At 65.1% G+C, this 24,172-nt stretch carries 18 protein-coding genes and 1 pseudogene; 10 read left to right on the plus strand and 9 right to left on the minus strand.

The window, feature by feature from the left end; translation table 11 throughout:
• Positions 1-91 precede the first annotated feature (91 nt).
• Entirely contained in the window at positions 92-1,825 is a 1,734-nt protein-coding gene (gene pilB / locus A7D16_RS17505; RefSeq protein ID WP_064634546.1) for a type IV-A pilus assembly ATPase PilB, read from the plus strand.
• Positions 1,826-1,954: 129 nt separating this feature from the next.
• Here the strand turns inward: pilB and A7D16_RS17510 are convergent, their stop codons facing one another.
• Both A7D16_RS17510 and A7D16_RS17515 read right to left on the minus strand, forming a co-directional pair.
• Complete coding sequence (locus A7D16_RS17510; protein ID WP_064634547.1) at positions 1,955-3,349, minus strand: sigma-54-dependent transcriptional regulator; 1,395 nt, start codon at positions 3,347-3,349, stop codon at positions 1,955-1,957.
• A gap of 179 nt (positions 3,350-3,528) precedes the next feature.
• Positions 3,529-5,142 (minus strand): sensor histidine kinase, encoded by a 1,614-nt coding sequence (locus tag A7D16_RS17515; protein ID WP_064634548.1) that lies wholly within the window; start codon positions 5,140-5,142, stop codon positions 3,529-3,531.
• Positions 5,143-5,374: 232 nt separating this feature from the next.
• On the opposite strand from A7D16_RS17515, the gene sucC reads away from it, so the two are divergent.
• The 5 genes from sucC to A7D16_RS17540 all read left to right on the plus strand — a co-directional run bounded on the left by sucC (position 5,375) and on the right by A7D16_RS17540 (position 10,040).
• A complete protein-coding gene (gene sucC, locus A7D16_RS17520) occupies positions 5,375-6,544 on the plus strand; it encodes an ADP-forming succinate--CoA ligase subunit beta (protein WP_064634549.1) in 1,170 nt (389 codons plus the stop codon).
• A 24-nt stretch (positions 6,545-6,568) separates the two neighbouring features.
• A complete protein-coding gene (sucD, locus tag A7D16_RS17525; protein WP_064634550.1) occupies positions 6,569-7,444 on the plus strand; it encodes a succinate--CoA ligase subunit alpha in 876 nt (291 codons plus the stop codon).
• Between the two features lie 68 nt (positions 7,445-7,512).
• Positions 7,513-7,773, plus strand: a complete 261-nt coding sequence (locus A7D16_RS23645) for a hypothetical protein (protein WP_064634551.1) — start codon at positions 7,513-7,515, stop codon at positions 7,771-7,773.
• A gap of 232 nt (positions 7,774-8,005) precedes the next feature.
• Complete coding sequence (locus A7D16_RS17535) at positions 8,006-8,398, plus strand: endonuclease domain-containing protein (RefSeq protein WP_064634653.1); 393 nt, start codon at positions 8,006-8,008, stop codon at positions 8,396-8,398.
• A gap of 1 nt (position 8,399) precedes the next feature.
• Positions 8,400-10,040, plus strand: coding sequence for an NAD+ synthase (locus A7D16_RS17540; protein ID WP_064634552.1), 1,641 nt, complete (start codon positions 8,400-8,402; stop codon positions 10,038-10,040).
• Between the two features lie 13 nt (positions 10,041-10,053).
• Here the strand turns inward: A7D16_RS17540 and A7D16_RS17545 are convergent.
• Both A7D16_RS17545 and A7D16_RS17550 read right to left on the minus strand, forming a co-directional pair.
• Positions 10,054-10,541: pseudogene (locus A7D16_RS17545) on the minus strand (hypothetical protein).
• A 288-nt stretch (positions 10,542-10,829) separates the two neighbouring features.
• On the minus strand, positions 10,830-11,711 hold the full coding sequence (locus A7D16_RS17550) for an outer membrane protein assembly factor BamD (protein ID WP_064634553.1): 882 nt from the start codon (positions 11,709-11,711) through the stop codon (positions 10,830-10,832).
• Positions 11,712-11,831: 120 nt separating this feature from the next.
• Between A7D16_RS17550 and rluD the strand changes: the two genes are divergently transcribed.
• Genes rluD through A7D16_RS17570 form a run of 4 tightly spaced genes read left to right on the plus strand, consistent with a single transcriptional unit; the run spans position 11,832 to position 14,349 of the window.
• On the plus strand, positions 11,832-12,827 hold the full coding sequence (rluD, locus tag A7D16_RS17555) for a 23S rRNA pseudouridine(1911/1915/1917) synthase RluD (protein ID WP_064634554.1): 996 nt from the start codon (positions 11,832-11,834) through the stop codon (positions 12,825-12,827).
• Position 12,828: 1 nt separating this feature from the next.
• Positions 12,829-13,641, plus strand: coding sequence for a peptidoglycan editing factor PgeF (gene pgeF, locus A7D16_RS17560; RefSeq protein ID WP_064634555.1), 813 nt, complete (start codon positions 12,829-12,831; stop codon positions 13,639-13,641).
• On the plus strand, positions 13,638-13,868 hold the full coding sequence (locus A7D16_RS17565; RefSeq protein WP_193395482.1) for a DUF4166 domain-containing protein: 231 nt from the start codon (positions 13,638-13,640) through the stop codon (positions 13,866-13,868). Before pgeF ends, A7D16_RS17565 begins: the two co-directional genes overlap by 4 nt.
• Before the next feature lie 25 nt (positions 13,869-13,893).
• Positions 13,894-14,349, plus strand: a complete 456-nt coding sequence (locus tag A7D16_RS17570) for a thiol-disulfide oxidoreductase DCC family protein (RefSeq protein WP_064634557.1) — start codon at positions 13,894-13,896, stop codon at positions 14,347-14,349.
• Between the two features lie 58 nt (positions 14,350-14,407).
• On the opposite strand, the gene A7D16_RS17575 is transcribed toward A7D16_RS17570, so the two are convergent.
• The 5 genes from A7D16_RS17575 to otsB all read right to left on the minus strand — a co-directional run bounded on the left by A7D16_RS17575 (position 14,408) and on the right by otsB (position 23,947).
• A complete protein-coding gene (locus tag A7D16_RS17575) occupies positions 14,408-16,276 on the minus strand; it encodes a methyl-accepting chemotaxis protein (RefSeq protein ID WP_064634558.1) in 1,869 nt (622 codons plus the stop codon).
• A gap of 721 nt (positions 16,277-16,997) precedes the next feature.
• A complete protein-coding gene (locus A7D16_RS17580) occupies positions 16,998-19,436 on the minus strand; it encodes a membrane-bound PQQ-dependent dehydrogenase, glucose/quinate/shikimate family (protein ID WP_193395483.1) in 2,439 nt (812 codons plus the stop codon).
• A 567-nt stretch (positions 19,437-20,003) separates the two neighbouring features.
• Complete coding sequence (gene otsA, locus A7D16_RS17585) at positions 20,004-21,371, minus strand: alpha,alpha-trehalose-phosphate synthase (UDP-forming) (RefSeq protein WP_064634560.1); 1,368 nt, start codon at positions 21,369-21,371, stop codon at positions 20,004-20,006.
• The gene (locus A7D16_RS17590; protein ID WP_064634561.1) at positions 21,368-23,146 is read right to left on the minus strand and encodes a glycoside hydrolase family 15 protein; all 1,779 of its coding nucleotides are present in this window, start codon (positions 23,144-23,146) and stop codon (positions 21,368-21,370) included. Before A7D16_RS17590 ends, otsA begins: the two co-directional genes overlap by 4 nt.
• Positions 23,147-23,188: 42 nt before the next feature.
• Positions 23,189-23,947: a trehalose-phosphatase gene (gene otsB / locus A7D16_RS17595; protein WP_064634562.1), complete on the minus strand. Its 759-nt coding sequence runs from the start codon at positions 23,945-23,947 to the stop codon at positions 23,189-23,191.
• Positions 23,948-24,172: the final 225 nt, after the last annotated feature.

A 24,172-nucleotide genomic window follows, 5' to 3' on the forward strand; every position in this document is an offset into this window, starting at 1 on the left:
CTCGTGTGCGAGTGCTGCGATTAGTATCCTAGTTTGAATAGCCACATAGCGGCCGCCTTTGGCGGAGCATTGGGCCCAATAGAGGAAACGCATGAACGCCGTTACCACTGCCAACCTTATCGGTATTACCGGCTTGGCCCGCCGCTTGGTTCAAGACGGTGCGCTCGATGAATCTGCCGCACGCGGGGCCATGGACCAAGCTGCAGCCGCCAAGGTTCCGCTTCCTCAGTGGTTTGCCGAAAAGAAACTTGTATCGGCAGCGCAGCTGGCTGCCGCCAATGCCGTGGAGTTTGGCATGCCGCTGATGGATGTGTCTGTGTTCGACGCTAGCCAGAACGCGGTGAAGTTAGTCAGTGATGAGTTGCTCCAGAAACATCAGGTGCTGCCGCTGTTCAAGCGCGGCAATCGGTTGTTCGTGGGGGTGAGCAACCCGACCCAGACCCGGGCGCTGGACGACATCAAGTTCCATACCAACCTGGTGGTCGAGCCGATCCTGGTGGACGAGGATCAGATCCGCCGCACCTTGGAGCAATGGCAGGCCAATAACGCTTCGTTCGGCTCGTCAATGGGGGACGATGACGAAGAAATGGGCGATCTGGACGTCTCCACCGGCGACGAGGACATGGGCGCCGGCGGGGATTCCGGGGTCGATGCCAAGGGGGACGACACGCCGGTGGTGAAGTTCGTCAACAAGGTGCTGGTGGATGCGATCCGGCGGGGAGCCTCCGACATCCATTTCGAGCCGTATGAAGACGACTACCGGGTGCGGTTGCGCATCGATGGGCTACTGAAGAACGTGGCCAAGGCGCCGGTGAAGCTGAGCCAGCGCATCGCGGCGCGCCTGAAGGTGATGTCGCAGCTGGACATCGCCGAGAAGCGGGTGCCGCAGGATGGGCGCATCAAGCTCAACCTGTCCAAGACCAAGCAGATCGACTTCCGTGTGAGTACCTTGCCGACCCTGTTCGGTGAGAAGGTGGTGTTGCGTATTCTGGACGCCAGTGCGGCCAAGCTGGGGATCGAGAAGCTGGGCTATGAGGCGGATCAGCAGAAGCTGTTCCTGGATGCGATCCACAAGCCCTACGGCATGGTGCTGGTGACCGGGCCGACCGGTTCGGGCAAGACGGTGTCGTTGTATACGGCGCTGGGTATCCTCAACGATGAGACGCGCAATATCTCCACGGCCGAGGATCCGGTTGAAATCCGCTTGCCGGGCGTCAATCAGGTGCAGCAGAACGTCAAGCGCGGCATGACGTTTGCGGCTGCGTTGCGCTCGTTCCTGCGCCAGGATCCGGACATCATCATGGTCGGCGAAATCCGCGACCTGGAGACGGCCGAGATCGCGATCAAGGCGGCGCAGACCGGTCACATGGTGTTGTCGACGCTGCATACCAACGATGCGCCGCAGACCATCGCGCGTTTGATGAATATGGGGATTGCGCCGTACAACATCACCTCGTCGGTGACGCTGGTCATCGCGCAGCGCCTGGCGCGGCGGTTGTGCAACAACTGCAAGCGCAAGTCGGCCCTGCCGGAGCATGCGCTGTTGGCGGAAGGCTTTACGCCCGAGCAAATCGCAAACATCGAGCTGTATGAGGCGGTCGGCTGCGATGAATGCACCGAAGGTTACAAGGGACGTACCGGTATCTACCAGGTGATGCCGATGACCGACGAGATCGGTACGATCGTGCTGGAAGGCGGTAACGCGATGCAGATCGCCGAGGCTGCGCAAAAGATCGGCATCCGGGACTTGCGCCAGTCCGCGTTGATGAAGGCGGCGCATGGCGTGACCAGCCTGGCTGAGATCAATCGGGTGACGAAGGATTGAGGGGTTGCCCTGTTCTCTCGTTGGCTGAGTTTTGAAAAGATTGAGGCGGCTACGCCGACGCACCCTCATCCGCCCTTCGGGCACCTTCTCCCGAGGGGAGAAGGGAGGTCCGTTAGCCCCACCCACCCCTCACTCCATCCCCAACTTCTTCAACTTGTACCGCAGCGCACGAAACGTGATGCCCAGCTGCGCGGCGGTTCTGGTCTTGTTCCAGCGGTTTTCTTCCAGCGCTTTCTGGATCGCGGCGCGCTCCAGTTGTTCGATATACGAGGGCAGGGCGGCCGAGGCGGGGTCGATATCGACGACGGCTTCGCGCGGTTCCACGGCGGCGCTGCCGGGTGTGGCAGCGAGGCGGTGGCCGCCGTGGGCGGGCAGGCGCAGGTCGGTGGCGCTGATCTGGTCGTCTTCGGCCAGGGCCAGGGCGCGTTCGAGGATGTTTTCCAGTTCGCGGACGTTGCCGGGGAAGCCGTAGTGATCCAGCGCGTCGAGCGCGGATTGGGTCAGCAGCGGAATCGGGCGGCCGTGGCTATGCGCCAGGCGCGCGATGATGGCGGCGGCCAGTTGCGGCAGGTCGCCGCCGCGTTCGCGCAGCGGCGGCACGCGCAGTTCGATCACGTTGATGCGGTAGTACAAGTCGTGCCGAAAGCGGCCGTCGGAGACCAGGTCGCCCAGGTCCTTGTGCGTGGCCGAGAGGATGCGCACATCGACCAGCGATTCGCCGGAGGCGCCGACCGGGCGCACCGATTTTTCCTGGATGGCGCGCAGCAGCTTGACCTGCATCTGCAACGGCAATTCGGCCACTTCGTCCAGAAACAGCGTGCCGCCATGCGCGGCCTGGAACAGCCCGGGCTTGTCGGCATGTGCGCCGGTGAAGCTGCCCTTCTTGTGGCCGAAGAATTCGCTTTCCATCAGCTCGGCGGGGATGGCACCGCAGTTGACCGGCACGAACGGTCCTGCCGCGCGTGCGCCCTGTTCGTGGATGGTGCGGGCGACCAGCTCCTTGCCCACGCCGGATTCGCCGACGATGTAGACCGGCGCCTGGCTACGCGCGACCTTGCCGATGGTGGCGCGCAGGCTCTCCATGGCGCTGGAGTCGCCGAGCAGGCGGCTGGCCTGCTCCGGCGGCGGCGGTGGCGGGGCGGGGCGGTCGCGGTTGTTCAATTCCAGCGCATGCTTGACCAGCCCACGCAGCACGCCGATGTCCACCGGCTTGCTGACGAAGTCGAAGGCGCCGGCTTTCAAGGCTTCCACCGCCAGGTCCATGCTGCCGAATGCGGTGATCATCGCCACCGGGGTTTGCGGGTAGTGCTTCGAGATTTCGGTGACCAGTTCGATGCCGTTGCCGTCAGGCAAACGCATGTCGGTCAGGCACAGGTCGTAGGGGTTGTTGGCCAGCAGCTCGCGCGCTTCGGCCAGGTTGGCGGCGGTGCTGATGCGCAGGCCCATCCGTCCCAGGGTGAGAACAAGCAACTCGCGGATATCACGCTCGTCATCGACAACCAGGGCACTTTTGGGTTCGCTCATGGTGCGCACGATAGCCCACGGCGATGACAGCCGACAATTGTGGGGCGCGTTGGCGCCTAACGATTCACGCGATCAAACAACGGTGCATCGCTCGGACAAGGCACGACGCGTCGCGGCTGGCCGCAGGCACACGCTGCGCACTTGGCCTGCGCAAGGCAGGCATGACTCTGCGATGCCGCTCACTTGCCCAGCAACCCGTTGGGCACCTGCAGCAAGATCCGGAAGCAGGCGCCGCCGCCAGGCACCGACACGTAGTCCAGTCGCGCCTGGTTGGCGCGGCACAGTTCCTGGGCGATGTACAGGCCCAGGCCGGTGCCGTGTTCGGAGGTGGTGTAGAACGGGCGGAACAGCTGTGCGGCCACGGTTTCCGGGATGCCGGGGCCGCGGTCGATCACATCGATCACCGCCATGCGCTCGAGGCGTTCGACGCGCAGCTTGACCCGCGCCGGCTCGTCCATCACCCGGCCGTACTTGAGTGCGTTATGCACCAGCGCGGTGAGGATCTGATGCAGATGCTTGGGGTCGACCAGGGCGTGCACCGAGCTGCCCTGGATGCTGGCTTCCAGAATGTCGGTTTCCATCGACAGGGTCTGCCGGTACTCCACCACGAAGCGGCGCACGAATGCCGCCAGGTCCAGATTGTCCGGGCTGGCGCGCTCGCGGCGGGCCAGCGCGAGCACGCTTTCGACGATGCCGTTGGTGCGCTGGCATTGCTGGTGGATGATCTGCAGCAGGCGGCGATCGGCATCGCCGATGTCCGGCGATTCTTCCAACAGTTGCGAGGCGTAGCTGATCGCCGCGAGCGGGTTGCGGATCTCGTGCGCCAGGCTGGCCGAGAAGCGGCCCATGGCCGACAAGGTCAGCGATTCGGCGCGGCGCGAGACCACGCTGGCGTCGTCCAGGAACACCAGCACCAGGTCGCTGTCGGCGAGCAGGCGCACGAAGCGCGGCTGCACTTCCGGGCGGTCCGCGCCCAGTTGCAGCGGGGCCTCTTCCTCGCGCCAGCCGCTACGCCAGCGCTGCAGCCGGCGCGCCAGTTCCGGGGTCAGCGCCACCAACGACAGGTTGGCGGGCGCGTTGCGCTGGTCGCCATCGCCAAGCAGGGCCAGCGCCGCTTCGTTGGCCAGCGAGATGTGGTTATGGGTGTCCACCACCAGCACGCCGGTGCGCATGCGCCGGATGATCAGTTCATTGATCTCGTACAGGTTGGCGACCTGGGCGCCGCGTTGTTCGGCCAGCACCTGGTTGCTGCGCGCGCGGGAGGCGATCTGCTGGCAGATATAGGCCACGGCCACATAGCTGGTGGCAAACATCGCCAGCTCGGCCAGCGGGCGGGTGGCGCCGCCGCCTTCGAGCACCGTCCACAGATATTCGAGCACGATGGCGGCACTGGCCAGCACCGCCACGCTCATGCCGTAGCGCAGCCGCAGCAGGATCGAGGCGGCGGCGACGTTGAACAGCAGCATCATCGCGATGCCGGCGCTGGCGCCGGGCAGGGCGTGCGTGGCCAGGGAGGCGGCCAGGATGTCGGCCACCACCGCGCTCAGTACGGTCGGGGTGAGGCGGCGTTCGCCACGGCCCCAGAACAACAGCGGGATCGCCATGCATAGATAGCCGATCGCCACGCCGGCGGCCAGGCGTGGGTAGCGCGGCTCGGGGATGGCGTCGGACAACGGGCTGAACACCAGTGCGGCGATCAGGCCGGCCACCAGCACCCGGTACAACGAGAAAAAGTACAGCTCGCGCTGCGGCGCGGACTGGATCCGGGCGATGAGCGATGCGATGGATGCCAAGCCGAATTCCCCGCTGGAGCGAGCCGCGAGTATAGGCAGGTGCGCGGTCTGGGCAGCGTTTGTACACAGAGTCGGCCTGCGCGCAAGCGTTGCGATCAGGCGGCCAAACCCGGCGAATTTTGCGCCGCACGGCGTGGTCGGCCACAATAGGAGGCCCGTTCGCGTCCTATGACGTGCCGCCTAGGCGGACTGCGTTGCACGCAGCGGTCGTTTCCTTTTCCCACGGTGACGCATGAATTTCCACGAATACCAGTCAAAACAGCTGCTTGCCGAGTACGGCATCCCCGTTCCGGCCGGCAAGGTCGCGGCGACCCCGGACGAAGCGGTTGAAGTCGCCAATTCCCTGGGCAAGGGCCCCTGGATGGTGAAAGCGCAGATCCACGCGGGCGGTCGCGGTAAGGCTGGCGGCGTCAAGTTCTGCAAGACCACTGACGATGTGAAGGCCGCAGCGGCCAAGATGCTCGGCACCAAGATGTCGACCTACCAGACCGCCGGCGTCGAGCTGCCGATCAACCTGGTGCTGGTGACCACCGCCGGCGAGATCGTCAAGGAGCTGTACCTGTCGATCCTGGTCGACCGCGGCACCAAGACCATCACCTATATCGCCTCGTCCGAGGGTGGTGTGGAGATCGAGCAGGTTGCGGCCGAAACGCCGGAGCTGATCCACTCGCTCAACGTCGATTTCGTCGAAGGCGTGCAGGGCTATCATGGCCGCGATTTCGGCTTCAAGCTCGGCCTGAACGCCAAGCAGGCCGGCCAGTTCGCCAGCATCATGGTGAACCTGTACAAGCTGTTCAACGAAAAGGACCTGGCGCTGGTTGAAATCAACCCGCTGGCGATCCTGGACGACGGCAACCTGTACGCGCTGGACGGCAAGTTCGACAGCGACGACAACGCCGCGTTCCGTCAGAAGCAGCTCATCGCCATGCGCGACAAGACGCAGGAAGACGAGACCGAAGTGACCGCTTCGGAGCTGGACATCAACTACGTCACCATGGACGGCAACATCGGTTGCATGGTCAACGGCGCAGGCCTGGCCATGGCCACCATGGACGTCATCAAGCTCAATGGCGGCGAGCCGGCGAACTTCCTGGACGTGGGCGGCGGTGCCAACAAGCAGCGCGTCATCGAAGCGTTCAAGCTGATCCTGTCTTCGGACAAGGTCGAAGGCATCTTCGTCAACATCTTCGGCGGTATCGTCCGCTGCGACATGATTGCCGAAGGCATCATCGCCGCGGTCAAGGAAGTGGGCGTCAAGGTTCCGGTCGTGGTGCGCCTGGAAGGCACCAATGTGGAAGAAGGCAAGCAGCTGCTGCGCGACAGCGGCATGGCCATCATCCCGGCCGACAACATCAACGACGGTGCCAAGAAGGTCGTTGAAGCTGTCAAGAACGCCGCCTGATTCACGACACCGAAGGAACTATCCATGTCCGTTTTGATTAACAAGAACACCAAGGTGATCGTGCAGGGCTTCACCGGCCAGCAGGGCACCTTCCACGCCACCCAGATGGTCGAGTACGGCACCCAGGTCGTCGGCGGCGTCACGCCCGGCAAGGGCGGCACCACGCATATCGATCTGCCGGTGTTCAACACCGTGGCCGACGCCGTGCAGAGCACCGGCGCCGATGCGTCGGTGATCTACGTGCCGCCGCCGTATGCGGCCGATGCAATCCTGGAAGCGGCTGCGGCCGGCATCAAGGTCATCGTCTGCATCACCGAAGGCATCCCGGTGCTGGACATGCTGCGCGTCAAGAACGTGCTGACCCGCTCGCATCCGGACACCGTGCTGATCGGGCCGAACTGCCCCGGCGTGATCACCCCGGGCGAGTGCAAGATCGGCATCATGCCGGGCCACATCCACAAGCCGGGCAAGATCGGCATCGTGTCGCGTTCGGGCACGCTGACCTATGAGGCGGTCAAGCAGACCACCGAAGTGGGCCTGGGCCAGAGCACCTGCATCGGCATCGGTGGCGACCCGATCAACGGGCTGAACTTCGTCGACTGCCTCAAGCTGTTCAACGAAGACCCGCAGACCGAAGGCATCATCATGGTGGGCGAAATCGGCGGCGACGCCGAGGAAGCTGGTGCCGAGTACATCAAGCAGTTCGTCAAGAAGCCGGTGGTCGGCTTCATCGCCGGTGCGTCGGCCCCGGCCGGCAAGCGCATGGGTCACGCCGGTGCGATCGCATCGGGCGGCAAGGGTACTGCCGAAGGCAAGTTCGCCGCGATGGAAGCCGCTGGCGTCAAGACCGTCCGTTCGCCGGGCGATCTGGGTGCGGCGATTGCTGCGCTGGTGAAGTAAGCACCAGCGCGCGCGTAAGCGTGCAGGTGCGAAAAAGGCCGCCTTCGGGCGGCCTTTTTTTTGGGTGTTTGGAGGCGTCCCCTCATCCGCCCTTCGGGCACCTTCTCCCGCAGGCGGGAGAAGGGAGCAAGAGCAAGAGCAAGAGCAAGAGCAACAGCAAGAGCAACAGCAACAGCAAGAGCAAGAGCAACAGCAAGAGCAACAGCAAGAGCAACAGCAAGAGCAACAGCAAGAGCAACAGCAAGAGCAACAGCAAGAGCAACAGCAAGAGCAACAGCAAGAGCAACAGCAAGAGCAACAGCAAGAGATGCTGCTGGATCGTGGTCTAAGGAATGCCGGGCCGGTCGTTGCCTGCTTGATCGACGGAGCACGTCACGGCCACGCAACTTTCGCAGTTCAACCCCCCGCCGGCTGCGACATCCCCTCTCCCGCTTGCGGGAGAGGGGCAGGGGTGAGGGCAGCCTCCCACGCGGCGATCCCCCACGCAAAAGCGCCATCAACACCGATAGCGCCACCCGGGCGGCGCAAGCCACCTTGACCATCCTCCTGCCGGAAATGTCCATGCGCCACGCCGCCAAGACCGGATTCGCCAAGCACCTGCGTCGTGAAATGACCGCCGCCGAGCGCGCGCTTTGGTATCGGTTGCGAGATCGACGCCTGCTCGGTTTCAAGTTCCGGCGTCAGTTTCCGGTAGGGCCCTACATCGTCGATTTCGTCTGCCTCGCCCAGGCGTTGATCGTCGAAATCGACGGTAGCCAGCACCTGCTGCCCGGCGCGGACGCCACGCGCGATGCCTTCCTGCGCTGCGAGGGCTTCCAGGTGCTGCGCTTCTGGAATAATGCAGTTCTGGCCAGCGGCGACGACGTCTGCGAGATGATCGCGCGGGGTCTGCTTGCGGCTCGTTCCTCCCTTCCCGCTTCCGTGCTTCGGAAAACACACGCACAAGGCCGTTGACATGTCCCAGACGCTCCGCATCGCCATGGCCCAGTTCGACTTCCCGGTCGGTGCCGTGACGCAGAATACCGATCGCATCATCGAGTACATCGCAGCAGCGCGTGACGAGTTCGACGCCGACATCGTGCTGTTTCCCGAGCTGGCGATCAGCGGGTATCCGCCGGAGGACCTGCTGCTGCGGCCGGGTTTTCTCGCCCATTGCGAGCAAGCGCTGGCGCGCATTGCCGCCAGCACGCGCGGCATTGTCGCGGTAGTCGGCTGGCCGCAGAGTGCCGGCAGCGTGGTCTACAACGCCGCCAGCGTGTTGCGCGACGGGCGCATCGAGGCGACTTACCGCAAGCGCGAATTGCCCAATTACGCGGTGTTCGACGAGCGCCGCTATTTCGACGTGGACCCGGACGGCGACAACTGCGTGGTCACGGTCAAGGGTGTGCAGGTGGGCGTGGTGATCTGCGAAGACCTGTGGTTCGCCGAGCCGTTGGCCAACACCGTGCAGGCTGGCGCCGAGCTGGTGCTGGTTCCCAATGCATCGCCATATGAGCGTGGCAAGCATGCGCAGCGCGACGCTCTGCTGGCCGAACGCACGCGTGAGAGCGGGGCGGCGATTGCCTATCTCAACGTCGTCGGCGGGCAGGACGCGCTGGTGTTCGACGGCGCATCGGTAGTGGCCGATGGCGACGGCACCGTGCATCCGGCCGCCGCCGCCTTCGTGGACCAGTGGCTGGTGGTGGACTACGCCGCCGGCGAACGCAGCTTCACCCCGGTGGTGTGGGTGGACGACGGCGATGAGAGCATGGACGCACTGGCGTGGCGTGCGGTGGTGCGCGGGCTGCAGGACTACTGCCGCAAGAACGGTTTCAGCAAGGTGTGGTTGGGCCTGTCCGGCGGCATCGACTCGGCACTGGTGCTGGCGATGGCGGTCGATGCGCTGGGCGGCGACAACGTCACTGCGGTGCGCCTGCCGTCGCGTTACACCGCAAACCTCTCCAACGATCTGGCCGAGGAGCAATGCCGCGCGCTGGGCGTCAAGCTGGAAACCATCGCGATCGAGCCGGCCTTCGAAGGCTTGCTCGGTGCATTGGGGCCGATGTTCGCAGGCACTCAGCCGGATATCACCGAAGAAAACCTGCAGTCGCGCAGCCGCGGCGTGCTCCTGATGGCCTTGTCCAACAAGTTCGGCGGGCTGGTGCTGACCACCGGCAACAAGAGCGAATACGCGGTGGGCTACGCCACCATCTACGGCGACATGTGCGGCGGCTATGCCCCGCTCAAGGATCTGTACAAGACGGAGGTGTTCGGCCTGGCCAAGTGGCGCAACACCGTGGGCGGCGCGCCGGTGATTCCGCCGGCGGTCATCTCACGCCCGCCGTCGGCCGAGTTGCGCGACAACCAGACCGACCAGGATTCGCTGCCGCCCTACGATGTGCTCGACGGCATCCTGTACCGCTACGTCGACCAGGAGCAGTCGCGCGATGACATCGTCGCCGCCGGTTACGCCGCCGAGACGGTGGAGCATGTGCTGCGGCTGGTGCGGCTCAACGAATGGAAGCGCCATCAGTCCGCACCCGGGCCGAAGGTGTCGCGGCGTGCATTCGGGCGCGAGCGGCGCTATCCCATCACCAATGGTTATTCCGGGCAGTAGCTGGCGACTCCGGTCAGTTGCCGGCTGCCGCCGCGGTCGCTGGCGGTTGAGCGAAACGGGTGGGCAGGTCCAGGGTCGGTTTTGGCCGTGCCAGGTCGTACATCAGGCCAAAGTGGCCTTCGGCGCCCTGGATGCTGGTCTGGTCCAGTAACTCGTAGACGTTCACCTCGGCCACCACGCCGGCGTAGTTGTCTCGGACATTAGTTGGTAGCCGATCTCGCGCGATATCGGGTAAACCATCGGACGCAAGGTGATGCCGTACTTGCGTGCCAACGGGACCAGCGTATCCAGCGTTGCGTAATCGCGCGGGTCGACATCGAACCGGTAGCTGCGCAGGTTGCGCGCGGCCAGCAGCTTGAAGCGTGCCTCGGCCTGAGTCATGGGATAGCCGGGGCGATTGTCGTGGGCGTCGACGCCGTAGACGATGGGGGCTGCGGTGGCTGTTGTCGCCAGTGTCGCCAGCAACAGCATGAGCAGCAACGGGACGATGGCACGAGACATGCGGCCTCCTTGGCTGGGCTCGAAGGGTTTCAAGTCAGTATAGGCAGCGGATACTGGGCATTCGGTGACCTGGCGCCGGGTCCTGGATGCGCGCCGGGTCCGGCAGCAGCGCGCTGGGCGGGGAGGTCAGGGTTGTTCAAGATGCAGGCGCAGGTGGACGCATGCTGTTGCTGTTACTGCAGCTGCAGCCTCAGTCAGTGCCCCTGCAGCCCACCGTGCCGCCTCACCATCGCTAAACAAAAAAGAGGCCTTGCGGCCTCTTTTTTGGAATGCGCTGCGCCTGATGCCTCAGTCGCGGCTCATCTGTGCATTGCGCTGACCGGTGGCGGCAGATTTTTCGCCGGCAAACGGGTTGAGCTTGCGGATGGCCCACGGATACTTCGGCCAGTTGCCGGTCAGCCACGGGTGCTGCGGGCTGTTGAGTTCCAGCACGCGGCGTGCGTCGGCCGCCAGGGTCTTGTTGCCCAGGTGCGTATAGGCCTCGGCCAGCACCGCAACGGCGTCGTATTGATAGGCGCTCTGCGGATAGGTTTCCAGCAGGTAATTGGCACGGCCAGCCGCCGACACCCATGCGTTGCGACGCAGGTAGTACAGCGCGTTGTCCAGCTCGTGCTGGGCAAACACGTCGCGCAGTTCGATCATCCGCTTGCGCGCGTCCGGCGCGTAGCGGCTGTTCGGGTAGCGGTCGGTGACGGTGTTGAAGTCGTTGTAGGCCTGCTGCGGCGAGGACAGGTCGCGGCGGCTCGGGTCCAGCGACCACACGCGGCGCAGGAACACCGTGTCGCGGTTGCTGTTGGCCAGCCCGCGCAGGTAATACAGGTAGGAGATGTTGCGGTGGGTCGGGTAGGTCCGGATGAAGCGGTCGACGCTGGACACCGTGTCGTCGTGCTTGCCGGCCTTGTACTGCGCGTAGGCGGTTTCGATCATCGCCTGCTCGGTGTACGGCCCATACGGGTACTGGGCGATCAGGCGCTTGTAGCTGGCTTCGGCGCCGGCCCAGTTGCCTTTCTCCATCAAATTGTGGCCCTTGCCGTAGAGCTGTTCGACCGGCATGCCTTCGTCTGGATTCTTGTCCTTGGCGCCGCGGTGGCAGCCGGTGACGACGAACGCCATGACCAGCATCAGGGCAATGAGGCGCGCAGGCGCGGAAAACGTGGACCGTCGGATCATGGGTCTGGGCAGGACGCATCAGGAAAACGAGAGCGCGATGATAGCCTAGTGGCCTGTCCGGCGACTGACTCCCGCCGCCCGGACCCCCAAATTCCCGCTTTTGCCTGAGTGCCTGTGTCCATGTCCGACCCATCTGCCGAACCCCTCGACCCGTCCATCCGCCAGGCGATCGTGCCCGACAACGCCGCCGGGCGCCGTTTCGACGCGGTGCTGGCCGAGCTGTTTCCCGAATTCTCGCGCTCGCGGCTGTCGGAGTGGATCAAGTCCGGCGACGCGCTGCTGGATGGCGCCATGGCGCGCCCGCGCGACACCTTGCGTGGCGGCGAGAGCGTGCAGGTGCAGGTGGTGCTGGAAACCCAGACCCACGCCGCGCCGCAGGACATCCCGCTGAGCGTGCTGTACGAAGACGAGCAGGTACTGGTGATCGACAAGCCGGCCGGCCTGGTGGTGCATCCGGGTGCCGGCAATCCGGATGGGACGCTGGTCAACGCACTGCTGTTCCGCGACCCGGCGCTGGCGTCGGTGCCGCGCGCCGGCGTGGTGCATCGCCTGGACAAGGACACCAGCGGCGTGATGGTGGTGGCGCGCACCGTGCAGGCGCAGACCGCGCTGGTGGAGCAGCTGTCCGCGCGCGACGTGCATCGCCAGTATCTGGCGGTGGTGGTCGGCGCGCTGGTCTCCGGTGGCACCGCCAATGCGCCGATCGACCGCCACCCGCGCGATCGGCTGAAAATGGCGGTGCGCGACGATGGCCGCGATGCGGTGACCCATTACCGCCTGCGCGAGCGCTTCCGCGCGCACACCGCGCTGGAATGCCGTCTGGAAACCGGGCGCACCCATCAGATCCGCGTGCATATGGCGCATCTGAAGTCGCCCATCGTCGGCGACCCGCTGTACGGCGGCGCGCTCAAGCTGCCCAAGGGCGCCACCGACGAGCTGGTGCACGAATTGCGTACCTTCAAGCGCCAGGCGCTGCATGCCGAAACCCTGGAGTTCGTGCATCCGGTCAGTGGCGAGCCGGTGCGCGCCAGCGCGCCGGTGCCGGCCGATCTGCAGCGCCTGATGACCGCCTTGCGCGAAGACAGCGCACGCGCCGCCGAGCTGGCACGCCGCTGAGGTGGCCGTGGCCGCGCCCTTCATCCTGCCCGCCGACTGGCCGGCGCCGCCACGCATCCACGCGCTGACCACGCTGCGGCATGGCCTTGGCGGCTCGCTGGCGCCGTTCGACACGCTGAACCTTGGTAACCGCAGCAGCGCCGACGGCGATGTGCCCGCGCAGGTGGAGCGCAACCGGGCGCTGTTGGACGACGCACTGGCATTGCCGAGCCCGCCGCACTGGCTGCGCCAGGTGCACGGCGTGGAGGTTGCGCGGCTGGACGCACCGCCCGCTGTGCCCGCGCCAACGGACAGGGCAGGCACTCTGCCGCCGGGCGTGCACGAACCGATTGCCGATGCGGCGGTGACGGCGGTGCCCGGCGTGGTGTTGGCGATCCTCACCGCCGACTGCCTGCCGGTGGTGTTCGTGGCGGTCGATGGCAGCGAGATCGCCGCCGCGCATGCCGGTTGGCGCGGGCTGGCCGACGGCGTGCTGGAGCGCAGCGTGGCCGCGATGCGCACGCCACCGCAACAGCTGATGGCCTGGCTGGGGCCGGCGGCGGGGCCGCAGGTCTATGAAATCGGCGAGGACGTGTTCAACGCCTTTGTCGCGCACGATGCACAGGCGCAACACGCGTTTGTCGCCACGCGTCCGGGGCATTGGCGGGTGGATCTGTATGCGCTCGCACGGCAGCGCCTGGCGCATGCCGGTGTGCCGGTCGGCGCCATCCATGGCGGCGGGTTGTGCACCATTTCCGATCCGCAGCGCTTCTTCTCGCATCGTCGCGATCGCCGCAGCGGACGCATGGCCACGCTGGCCTGGATCGCGCCCTGAGCACGCCGCTGTTTGCCCAGGTGCTCGGGCGGGAGGCCTTCGCGCGGTTGCCCGCACCGGTCCGCGCAGTGCACTGGGTACAGCAGCGGCAGATGCCAGCGCGCTGGTTCGAGCAGGTGCGTTGCCGCGAGCATGCCGATGCCTGGCGCTATGGATTTCTGGTCGATGTGCGCTTGCCGCTGGTGGGCGCCTTCATTCGCTACGAGGGCTGGCTTGAACTGCGTTGATTCACCGCGCATTGAAGGCGCACAAGTGGAGCCGTCTCATTCGGAGCCGCCTGGTGTTGCGCCACCCGGCGGCAAGCCAGGCGCGAGGCCCGCAACCATCGTGTTCGATGGCGTGTGCCTGTTGTGCAGTGGCTGGGTCAAGTTTCTGCTGCGCCACGATCGACGCGGGCGTTATCGCTTCGCCGCCATGCAGGGCCAGGCCGGGCGCGCGCTGCTGCTGCAGCACGGTCTGGACCCGGACGACCCGTTATCGTTCCTGCTGGTGGATGCCGGCGGTGCCTGGACCGATAGCGATGCAATCGTGCGCGTGCTTGCCGGGCTCGGCGGCGTTTGGCGGCTGGCCGCGTTGCTACGCGTGCCGCCACGCAGCGTGCGCGATATCGGTTATCGCTTGATCGCCCGCAATCGCTACCGCTGGTTCGGTCGCACCGAGCATTGCATGTTGCCCAGCCCGGAGCAGCGCGAGCGATTTCTCGACTAGCGCTTAGCTCGGCAAGCCAGTGCCGCGTTGGCTATTCCCGATTCGGTGCATCGGCCGCTTACGCCGCCGCGTTGCCAAAACTTGCGCGCACCACGTTCGAGTTGCTGCTGTGCGCAGGCTGCAGGCGGAAGATCGAGACCGCATCGGCCAGCTCCACGGCCTGTTCTTCCAGGCTGCGTGCAGCGGCGGTGGCTTCTTCCACCAGCGCGGCATTGCGTTGGGTCACTTCGTCCAGCTGCGCCACGGTGCGGTTGACCTGCTCGATGCCGCTGGACTGCTCGGCGCTGGCGGCGGTGATCTCGCTCATGATGTCGGTGACGTGTTTGACCGAGCCGACGATCTCGCGCATGGTCGCGCCAGCGCGATGCACCAGGCCCGAGCCCAGTTCCACCTTGTCGGTGGAGTCGGCGATCAGCGTCTTGATTTCCTTGGCCGCATCGGCCGAACGCCGCGCCAGGGCGCGTACTTCCGAGGCCACCACGGCAAAACCGCGACCCTGTTCGCCGGCACGTGCAGCTTCCACCGCGGCGTTGAGCGCCAGGATATTGGTCTGGAACGCGATGCCGTCGATGACGCCGATGATCTCGCCGATCTTGCGCGAGGCGGTGCTGATCTGGCTCATGGTGGCCACCACATCGTCCATCACCTGGCCGCCGCTCTGCGCAACCTCGCCGGTGCCCACCACCAGGCGATTGGCCTGCAGTGCGCTCTCGGCGTTCTGCTTCACGGTGGAGGTGAGTTCTTCCATCGAGCTTGCGGTTTCTTCCAGATTGGCCGCCTGCTGCTCGGTGCGTTCGGAGAGGTCGGTATTGCCGGCGGCGATTTCCACCGCAGCCTGACGGATGGTGTCCGATGCGGTCTGGATGCCGCCGATGATTTCGGTCAGACGGGTGACGGTCTGGTTGGTGTCGTCGCGCAAGCGCGCGAAGATGCCGTGCGCATCGCCGTCCACACGCTGGGTAAGGTCGCCTTCGGCCATTGCGCTGATGACGCGCGCCAACGCGGCCAGGTGAGTTTCCACCGAGTCGTAGATGCGGTTGATGCCTTGCGCCAGCGACAACAGCACCCCGTCCATGCCGTCGACCTGCATGCGGCGGCTGAAATCGCCGGCCGATGCCGCGTCGATGATCTGGATCAGCGCCTCCTCGGCGTTGACCTGCGCGGTGACGTCCATCCACTGCGCGATGTTGCCCAGCTTGGTGCCGTCAGCAGCGATGATCGGGCTGTAGACGAAGTCGATCTGTCGGCCGAAGAACGGCGCGCGCACGGCCTTGGAGGCATTCAAGGCGCGCATGCGGTCGATGGCGGCCTGGCTGTCCGGATAAATGTCGCCGATGCTGCCGCCAACGAAGCCTTCGGCATGGAAGCTGGGGCGGAAGCTCTGCACATCCGGTTCGATCAGTTTGAGCATCGCCAGCAATTTGCGATTGGCGAACAGCACCTGGCCGTCGTCGTCGGCGATGCGGATCATGGTGTCCAGGTCGTCGAGTGCCTTGATCACGAACTGCCCATGGCGCAGGCCTTGTTCCATCACGTCGATGCGGATAGCCAGTTTGTCTTGGGTCGCCTGCAAGGTCTGCAGCAGCGGTGCGAACTCGCCGGAGGCGGTGCGCAGGTTCAGGCGCTGGAAGCGGCCATCGCCCAGCGCCGCGACCGCAGTCACTGCCTGCTGCAGCTGTGCACTGTTGCGACGACGTGCCCACCACCACAGGCCAACGCTGGCCGCGCCGAGCACCAGCAGGGCCGGGCACAGCTTCGCAACGGCGCCAGCGACGCCGCCGGGCATCAGCGTGGCGGCATAGAACGTCAGCAAGGCCAGCAGCCCGAGGTGTGCCAGAGCGGGCATCCATGCATTCCAGGTGGTACGCGCAACGTTTGCCGCCGCCGATGGGCGGGAAACGGGTGCGGCATCGTGTGAAGGCAACATAGGCTGAATCCAACGTGTGTTCAGGGATAGGGGAAGGGTGTGCGGCAGGGGTGGGCTGCAATGGTGTATCGGCGGATGAGCCCGAATCATGATGGCGTGAAATCACCTTTCGTCGGAATGTGTGACTCAAGTGTCCGGGAACGCCGATGCCCTTGATTTGGAAGCGGTTTCAGTTGGGGGGTAAAAAGCGGTTGAGTCACTTGCCGACGGCCGGACGCAATTGGTGTAGTTGTAAATTCTGCGTGAATTCTGGCGTGAGCTGACCAGCCAAGCACTCACCGCTGGAATGCGCATGACCGGTTTGCCCCTCTCTGCTCTGGTGGCAGCGACTGGCGCGCGTTACACCGCCGCCGGTCGTCGGGTTCGCACTGAAAACGAAGCGGGCACAACCCATCGCTACGGCAGTGCACCGAGTCTCGGGAACCGCAGCAGGCGCAATTGAAAAACATCGAGCCGAAGAACTTCGGAACGACGCAAGCCGGCAAGGCTCGTGCGATGTAGATGGCCCCGTCAGTCAAACCGTAGTTCGACACACCTGTGCATCGACGGGCGCGACACCGCGCAAGTCAGGCGTGCGGCCGGAGCCCGGATGCCGGCTGCATGCCTCATGTCCCGCGCCACCACGTAACGGCAATCCGCCCGATCGGCAGTCCGCGCCCACAACAGACCGGCCATCTTGCGACGGCCGGTCTGTTGTGTCATTGCACGCGCGGGCTGGCGATTACTTCGCCGGCTTGGCCTGCGCATCGTCCGGCAATGCCCAGGCGATCACGCTGTCGCCGGACTTGGTTTCCATGCGGTCGTGTCCACCCACGGCGGCCACGATGTATTGCTTGCCATCGATGGTGTAGCTCAGCGGTGCCGCTTGCGGGCCAGCCGGTACGCGGGTTTCCCAGACCTGCTTGCCGGTGCGGGTGTCGAAGCCGCGCATGAAATCGTCCAGGGTCGCGCCGATGAAGGTCACGCCGCCAGCGGTGGTCAGCGAGCCGCTGTTGTTGGGCGTGCCGATCTCGAACTTGGTCTTGGACGGGATGCCCATCGGGCCCTGGTCGTAACCTGTGCCCAGTGGACGGCGCCACAGCACCTGCTGGGTGCGCAGGTCCACGCCGGCGATGTAGCCCCACGGCGGTGCCACGCACGGGGTGTTGAGCGGCGACATCCACGGTTCCTTGCGGGCGCCGTAGGCCAGGCCCTTCTGCGCCATGTAGCCCGGCGTCTTGCTCTTGCCGTCGAACACCGACACCACGCCCAGCTCATTCATTTTTTCGCGGGTATAGACCTCCAGGGTGTAGGGCAGGCGATTGCTGTTCATCACCATGATGCCGCGCTGCAGATCGACCGAGACACCGCCCCAGTTGATGCCGCCGTGGTTGCCGGTGAATGCCAGCGAGCCTTGCAACGTCGGCGGGGTGAACATGCCTTCGTAGCGCAACTGCTTGAACTGGATACGGCAGGCCAGCTGGTCGAACGGGGTCATGCCCCAGGCATCGGATTCGATGATGGTTTCGACCTCACGGCTCGGCGCACCCACGGTGTTGGGCATGCCCGGCGAAATCGGCTGGGTGGCAGCGGTCCAGTCGCCATGATCGGTGCCCTGCGGCACGGCCATCTGCTTGACCGGCATCAGCGGCGCGCCGGTGGCACGGTCCAGCACGAATACCTGGCCGGACTTGGTGGCCTGGATCACCGCAGGACGGGTGCCGCCGCCAGCCACCGGCCAATCCACCAGATTGGGCTGCGGGCCGATGTCGTAATCCCACAGGTCGTGATTGACGGTGCGGAAGTGCCAGCGTTCCTTGCCGGTGGCCGCATCCACGGCAACCAACGAGGCGGTGTATTCCTCGTCCTGCGGGGTACGGCTCTTGCCGAAGAAGTCGCCGGAGGCATTGCCGGTGGGCAGGTAGACCAGGCCCAACTCATCGTCGGCGGCCATCAGCGACCACACGTTCGGGGTGGAGCGGGTATAGGTCTGCCCGGCCGGCGGCTCGGCGGTGATTGCCGGGTTGCCCAGGTCCCAGGCCCAACGCAGCTGGCCGGTGAGCGCATCGAAACCGCGCACCACGCCCGACGGCGCATCGCCTTCCTGACCGTCACGGACCTGGCCGGTCGGCTGGATCACCACGCCGCGCATCACCACCGGCGGCGAGGTCGGGCCGACGAAGCCCGGCTTGGTGTTGCCGGTGCCGGCATTGAGGTCCACATAGCCGTTATTGCCGAAGCTGGTGCACAGCTTGCCGGTCTGCGCATCCAGCGCGCCGAGGCGACCATCGACCATCGGCCAGAAGATCCGTGTCGGGCACTCGGCAGTGCCTTCCGGCGCCTGGTAGTACGACACGCCGCGGCAGGTGGTGGCAGCGACGCCGGCCATCGCCTTGGGGTTGGTCTGCGGGTCGAAGCGCCAGCGCTCCCTGCCGTTGGCCGCTTCCACCGCGATCACCTTCTGGGTGGGCGTGCAGATATACAGCAGCTCGCCGATCTTGAGCGGGGTGTTCTGGAAGGCATAGCCCAGCTTGGAGCCGGCCGGCTTGAGATCGCCGGTATGGAATTCCCAGGCAATCTTGAGGTTCTTGACGTTGTCCGGGGTGATCTGTGCGCCGGGGGTGTAATGGTTGGACAGGTTGGAGCCGGCATAGGCGGTCCAGTTGCTGGCGTCGTGATTGGCCGCGACGTTGCCGTCCGGGCTGGGCACGGTGCCGCGGCTGAAGGCGGTGGCAGTATCCGCCGGCTGCCTGGATGCGTCGGCCAGCTCCACATTGCGCGGCACAAACAGCGGCCACAGGATCAGGGCGGCGCCCAGGATCGGCAGTACGCCTGTCACCACGACATAGCCGGCGCCGGACAACGGCTGCATGCGTCGACGCGCCACGCCCCAGAACGGCAGCAACACCAGACCCACTACCGACATCCAGGCCAGACGCGGGACCAGGCCCCAGCCATCCAGGCCCACTTCCCACAGTGCCCAGGCGATGGTGGCGGCCAGCGTTGCGCCAAACAGCCACAGGCCGGTGCGCTTGCCCAGCGCCAGCAATGCGCCCGCCAGGAACAGGCCGATGCCTGCCAACAGGTAGTACCAGGAGCCGCCGACAGCCACCAGGCGGCCGCCTTCGTAGGCAAGCACCGCACCGAGCACGGCGATCACCACTGCATAGGCCACCAGCAACCAGGTGCCTAGCCCACGTTTTGAGGATTGATCAGTCATTTTGAGATGTCAGGAAGGACTCGGGGCCGCAATGGGCGACGAGTCGTGGAGGGAGAGATGTCGCGCGACAGGTTGCCGGCGACCTTGGATATGAACGCGCAGCCCCTCCCAGGGTCCTCAGCGCTACTCATCTGAATATTTTAGAACTCTACGCGCCGCGTGTCCGTGATGGAACAGGAACCATCATTCCAACCTGCTGCTCGGATGCACTGAATTGGCGTGGAAGTTGAGCAGCGCGGCGAAGTACGCTGACAGTTCCGACTGATGCGCGTTGGCAACTGAAAGAGTGATCAACGCAACAATTGCTGTCGCTGGCACTGTGGAATTTGCAGCAACCGGGCGCGCCTGCGGAAATCCCGGCAAACGTCCCTCATCCGCCCTTCGGGCACCTTCTCCCTGAGGGAGAAGCAAGTGCATGCGGCGAGATTGCGCACGTTTCCCGGAGGGAAAAGGAAGTGCGTACATCGGCTTTGCACACGTTGTCCCGGAGGGAGAGCGACATGCACTCAGCCTCCTGATTGGCGAGGCCTAAACGTCTGCGAGTGCCTGCAGATAGCGCTGACGCCAATGGTTGATGTTGTTCTTGCGCAGGTGATCCATCATCGCGTGCCAGCGTTCGATGCGTGTTGCCAGCGGCATGCTGGCCGCGGTCGCGATTGCATCCGCCACACCATCCAGATCGTGTGGATTGACCAACAGCGCTTCTTTCATTTCGTCGGCCGCACCGGCCAGCAACGACAGCACCAAGACGCCCGGGTTTTCCGGATCCTGCGCCGCCACGAATTCCTTGGCGACCAGATTCATGCCATCGCGCAGCGGTGTGACCAAGCCCACCGACGCCGCGCGATAAAAGCCGGTCAGGGTGGCGTGGCTGAAGTTCTGGTTGACGTAGCGCAACGGCGTCCAGTCCGGACCCGCATGTCCACCATTGATATGGCCGGCGATCTGTTCCAGTTGCCCGCGCAGCTGACGATATTCGGCCACATCGCCGCGCGATACCGGCGCAATCTGTAGATAGGTGAGGCTGCCGGATTGATCCGGATAACGCTCCAGGTAGCGTTCGAAACCCTGGAAACGTTCCGGCAGGCCTTTGGAATAATCCAGGCGGTCCACACCGATCGCCAGCTGCCGCCCGCGCAAACTTTCGCGAAGATCGCGCACGGCCTGCTTGCCGACAGACGCCTTCGCCTGGGTGGCGATCAACTCGGTGTCGATGCCGATCGGGAACGAGGACGCGGTGAAGCGACGCCCGCCCGGGCCTTCGACCAGATCGCCTTCCAGAATGCGTCCACCACCGAACAGGCGCACATACGCCTTGAACCGCTCGGCATCGCGCTGGGTCTGGAAGCCGACCAGATCGTAGGCGTAGAAGGTGCTGAACAAGCGCGCGTGATCCGGCATGGCCTGCACCAGGTCCGCCGAGGGCATCGGCACGTGCAGGAAGAAGCCCATCTTGCAGCCCACTCCCAGCTCGCGCAGCATCGCGCCCAGCGGGATCATGTGGTAATCGTGGATCCACAGGGTATCGCTGTCTTTCAGCAGCGGCGCGAGTTTTTCCGCAAACAGGCGATTGACGCGCAGATAGCCTTCGCGCTTGGCACGGTCGTAATCCACCAGGTCAAGACGGAAGTGCAGCAACGGCCACAACGTGCGATTGGCGAAGCCGTTGTAGTACGAGTCGATATCGCGCTTGTTGAGGTCCATGGTGACGAAGGTGATGTCGCCCTCGGTCTGCTCGTGCATGCCGCCGCTGTCGCCGCGCGCGGTCTTGCCGCTCCAGCCGAACCACATGCCGCCGCGCTCCTTGAGCGCGGCCAACAAGCCAACGGCCAGGCCGCCTGCGCGGTTTTCGCCGGGCACTGCAACACGATTGGATACCACCACCAAACGACTCATGACGCCTCCTGCCAGCTCCGCGACAAGCGCATCGCTGCGATGATCAAACCAACGTGCGAATAGGTCTGGGGAAAATTGCCCCAGGCTTCGCCGTCTTCAAACGATAAATCTTCCGAGAGCAAGCCCAGGTGATTGCGGCGCGCAAGGATGCGCTCGAACAATTCACGTGCCTCGTCCTTGCGCCCGATCGCGGCCAGCGCATCGATGTACCAGAACGTGCAGATGGTGAAGCTGGTTTCCGGCTCACCGAAGTCATCCGGTGCGATGTAGCGGTACAGTGCGTCGCCATGCTTGAGCACGCGGCCGACCGCTTCGACCGTGCGCACGAAGCGGCTGTCGTCGTTGGCCACGATGCCGATGTCGGCCAGCAGCAGCAACGATGCATCCAGCCGATGGCCACCGAGCGTGTCGGTGAAATGGCCGTGTTCATCGCTCCAGGCTTCGGTCAGCACCCGCTCGCGGATGCTGTGGGCACGTTCGCGCCAGTACGTCACGCGCTCGGGCAGCACCAGCCGATCGGCGATCTTGGACAGGCGGTCGCAGGCGGCCCAGCACATCGCGGCGGTATAGGTGTGCACTTCGGCGCGTCCGCGGAACTCCCACAGGCCAGCATCGGGCACGTTGTGCAATGCGTAAGCGCGCTCGCCCAGCGGCTCGAGCCGGCGGAAGGTGTCGGCATCGCCCTGGTCCTTCAAACGCAGGTCGAAGAATAACTGTGTCGAAGCCAGCACCACGCTGCCATAGACATCGTGCTGCTGCTGGATCCAGGCCAGATTGCCGCGCCGCACCGGGCCCATGCCGCGGTAGCCGTCCATGGTGTCGACTTCGTGTTCTTCCAGCTGCGACTCGAAGCCGATGCCGTACAGCGGCTGCATGGTGCCGTCGGCGGTGGCGATGTTGAAGATATAGCCGATGAACTGCTCCATCGTGCGGGTGGCGCCCAGGCGATTGAGCGCACGCACCACGAAGGCGGCATCGCGTAGCCAGCAATACCGGTAATCCCAGTTGCGCGGCGTATTCGGCGCCTCCGGAATCGAAGTGGTCATGGCGGCGATGATCGCGCCGCTGTCTTCGTACTGGCACAACTTCAGCGTGATTGCGCTGCGGATCACCGCTTCCTGCCAGTCCAGCGGAATGGACAGATAGCGCACCCATTCGCGCCAGTATTCTTCAGTGCGTTCCTGCGCCTCCTGCACATAGCCGGTGAGCGAACGGGTCAGCGATTCATCCACGCCCAGCACCAGGCTGACGGGGTGGCTGAGCACGAACGGCAAACCATCGCGCACGAACCGTACCGGCACATCGGTGGTCAGGCGCAGGGCGAATTCCGGCAACATCCAGCGGATGTGGTTGCTGCCCCAGGTGGTGTCCGGCGTGCGGCCGCCCCAGTCGGCCAGCGGGCGTGCGCGCACAATGATGCGCGGGTTGCCGGCCAGCGGGCGAATCTGCCGGATGATGCTCACCGGCCGATAGAAACGCCCGTTGTTACGCCAGCGCGGTGCGAAGTCGATGACTTCCACTTCGCCGCCGTGGCTATCGCGCAAGACGGTACGCAGCACCGCGGTATTGGGCAGGTAGTGCTGCTCGCTGCTGACGAAGTCTTCCAGTTCCACGGCAAAATCGCCGCCTTCGGTTTTGGGAGAAAGCAGTGTGCAAAAGGCCGGGTCGCCGTCGAAGGCCGGCAGGCAACTCCACACCACACGTGCCTGCCGATCGACCAATGCACCGAAGCTGCAATTGCCGATGACGCCCAGATCCAGGTTTGGCTCGGTCATGGAGTGCAAAGGATCCTGTTGAAGAGAGAAGGTGCGCTGTGGTCAGCGGTGGCGTGCGTTGCGCTGCAACCACGCGTGTACGTCGGCGGTGCCATCGACGCGGAAGCGCGCGCTGGTCTGCGGGCGATCGCCCACCAGTACGCTCCAGCCGCCAAGCCGGTTGGCCGCGTCGAAGCCGAATTCGTCGGTGAGATCGTCGCCCACGAACACCGGCGTGCGGCCGGCGAAGGCGCCGTGCTGCATCAGCTGCTCGACCGCCAGGCCCTTGTTGCTGCCTTCGGGCACGAATTCGACCACGTGGTCGCCAGGCTGCAGCCGGTAGCCGGACAGCTGGGCGATCTCCTGCTGCGCGAACGCGAGGACCTCGGGGCCGGCCTGCGGCTGCGCGCGCCAGTGCAGCGCGACGCTGACGCCCTTGTCTTCGACCAGCACGCCCGGGTGTCGATGCGTGAGTGCGGCGGCGCGTTGGTGCAGGCCGTGCAGAAATTCGGAGGTGTCCTGCGGCATGGCGGCGCGTGCGGCGATGTCGCTGCGCAATTCGTGTCCGTGCAGGCCGGCGGCGGGCAGCCGCAGCGGCGCGAACAAGGCGTCCAGTTGCGACAGCGGCCTGCCGCTGACCAGCGCCACCGCGCCGTTGAGGCGATCGCTCAGTTGCTCGATGGTCGCGCGGACCTCGGGCAGGAGCCGCACAGCCTCGGGGCTGTCGGCAAAGTCGATGAGGGTACCGTCCACGTCCAGAAACAATGCGCAGGCATCGTCCAGCAATGGCGGCGACGGAAGGGGGGAGTGCACGTCTGCCATCGCGCTAGTGTGCGCAAGGCAGTGTGATATTCAGGTTATGCAGTGCCGGGGAGTACTGGTCAGGCACGTACGACTGCCTGTCCTTCTCCCGTCGGGAGAAGGTGCCCCATAGGGGCGGATGAGGGTACGAGCGAAGCCTCGTGCAGTTGGAACGCCACGAGGGCTTCGCTCCGTACCCTCACCCCAACCCCCGCTCCGCGCCCCGGTCCGCGCTGGCGGCGCGGG

Source organism: Xanthomonas nasturtii, assembly GCF_001660815.1.
Lineage (GTDB): Bacteria > Pseudomonadota > Gammaproteobacteria > Xanthomonadales > Xanthomonadaceae > Xanthomonas > Xanthomonas nasturtii.

Excerpts from the sequence above, each read along its gene's own strand:
- A7D16_RS17575 (WP_064634558.1), bottom strand. The coding sequence starts at position 16,276 with ATGTTGCCTTCACACGATGCCGCACCCGTTTCCCGCCCATCGGCGGCG.
- A7D16_RS17510 (WP_064634547.1), bottom strand. The coding sequence starts at position 3,349 with ATGAGCGAACCCAAAAGTGCCCTGGTTGTCGATGACGAGCGTGATATC.
- A7D16_RS17540 (WP_064634552.1), top strand. The coding sequence starts at position 8,400 with ATGTCCCAGACGCTCCGCATCGCCATGGCCCAGTTCGACTTCCCGGTC.
- rluD (WP_064634554.1), top strand. The coding sequence starts at position 11,832 with ATGTCCGACCCATCTGCCGAACCCCTCGACCCGTCCATCCGCCAGGCG.
- otsB (WP_064634562.1), bottom strand. The coding sequence starts at position 23,947 with ATGGCAGACGTGCACTCCCCCCTTCCGTCGCCGCCATTGCTGGACGAT.
- sucD (WP_064634550.1), top strand. The coding sequence starts at position 6,569 with ATGTCCGTTTTGATTAACAAGAACACCAAGGTGATCGTGCAGGGCTTC.
- A7D16_RS17550 (WP_064634553.1), bottom strand. The coding sequence starts at position 11,711 with ATGATCCGACGGTCCACGTTTTCCGCGCCTGCGCGCCTCATTGCCCTG.
- pilB (WP_064634546.1), top strand. The coding sequence starts at position 92 with ATGAACGCCGTTACCACTGCCAACCTTATCGGTATTACCGGCTTGGCC.
- A7D16_RS17535 (WP_064634653.1), top strand. The coding sequence starts at position 8,006 with ATGCGCCACGCCGCCAAGACCGGATTCGCCAAGCACCTGCGTCGTGAA.
- sucC (WP_064634549.1), top strand. The coding sequence starts at position 5,375 with ATGAATTTCCACGAATACCAGTCAAAACAGCTGCTTGCCGAGTACGGC.
- A7D16_RS17590 (WP_064634561.1), bottom strand. The coding sequence starts at position 23,146 with ATGACCGAGCCAAACCTGGATCTGGGCGTCATCGGCAATTGCAGCTTC.
- otsA (WP_064634560.1), bottom strand. The coding sequence starts at position 21,371 with ATGAGTCGTTTGGTGGTGGTATCCAATCGTGTTGCAGTGCCCGGCGAA.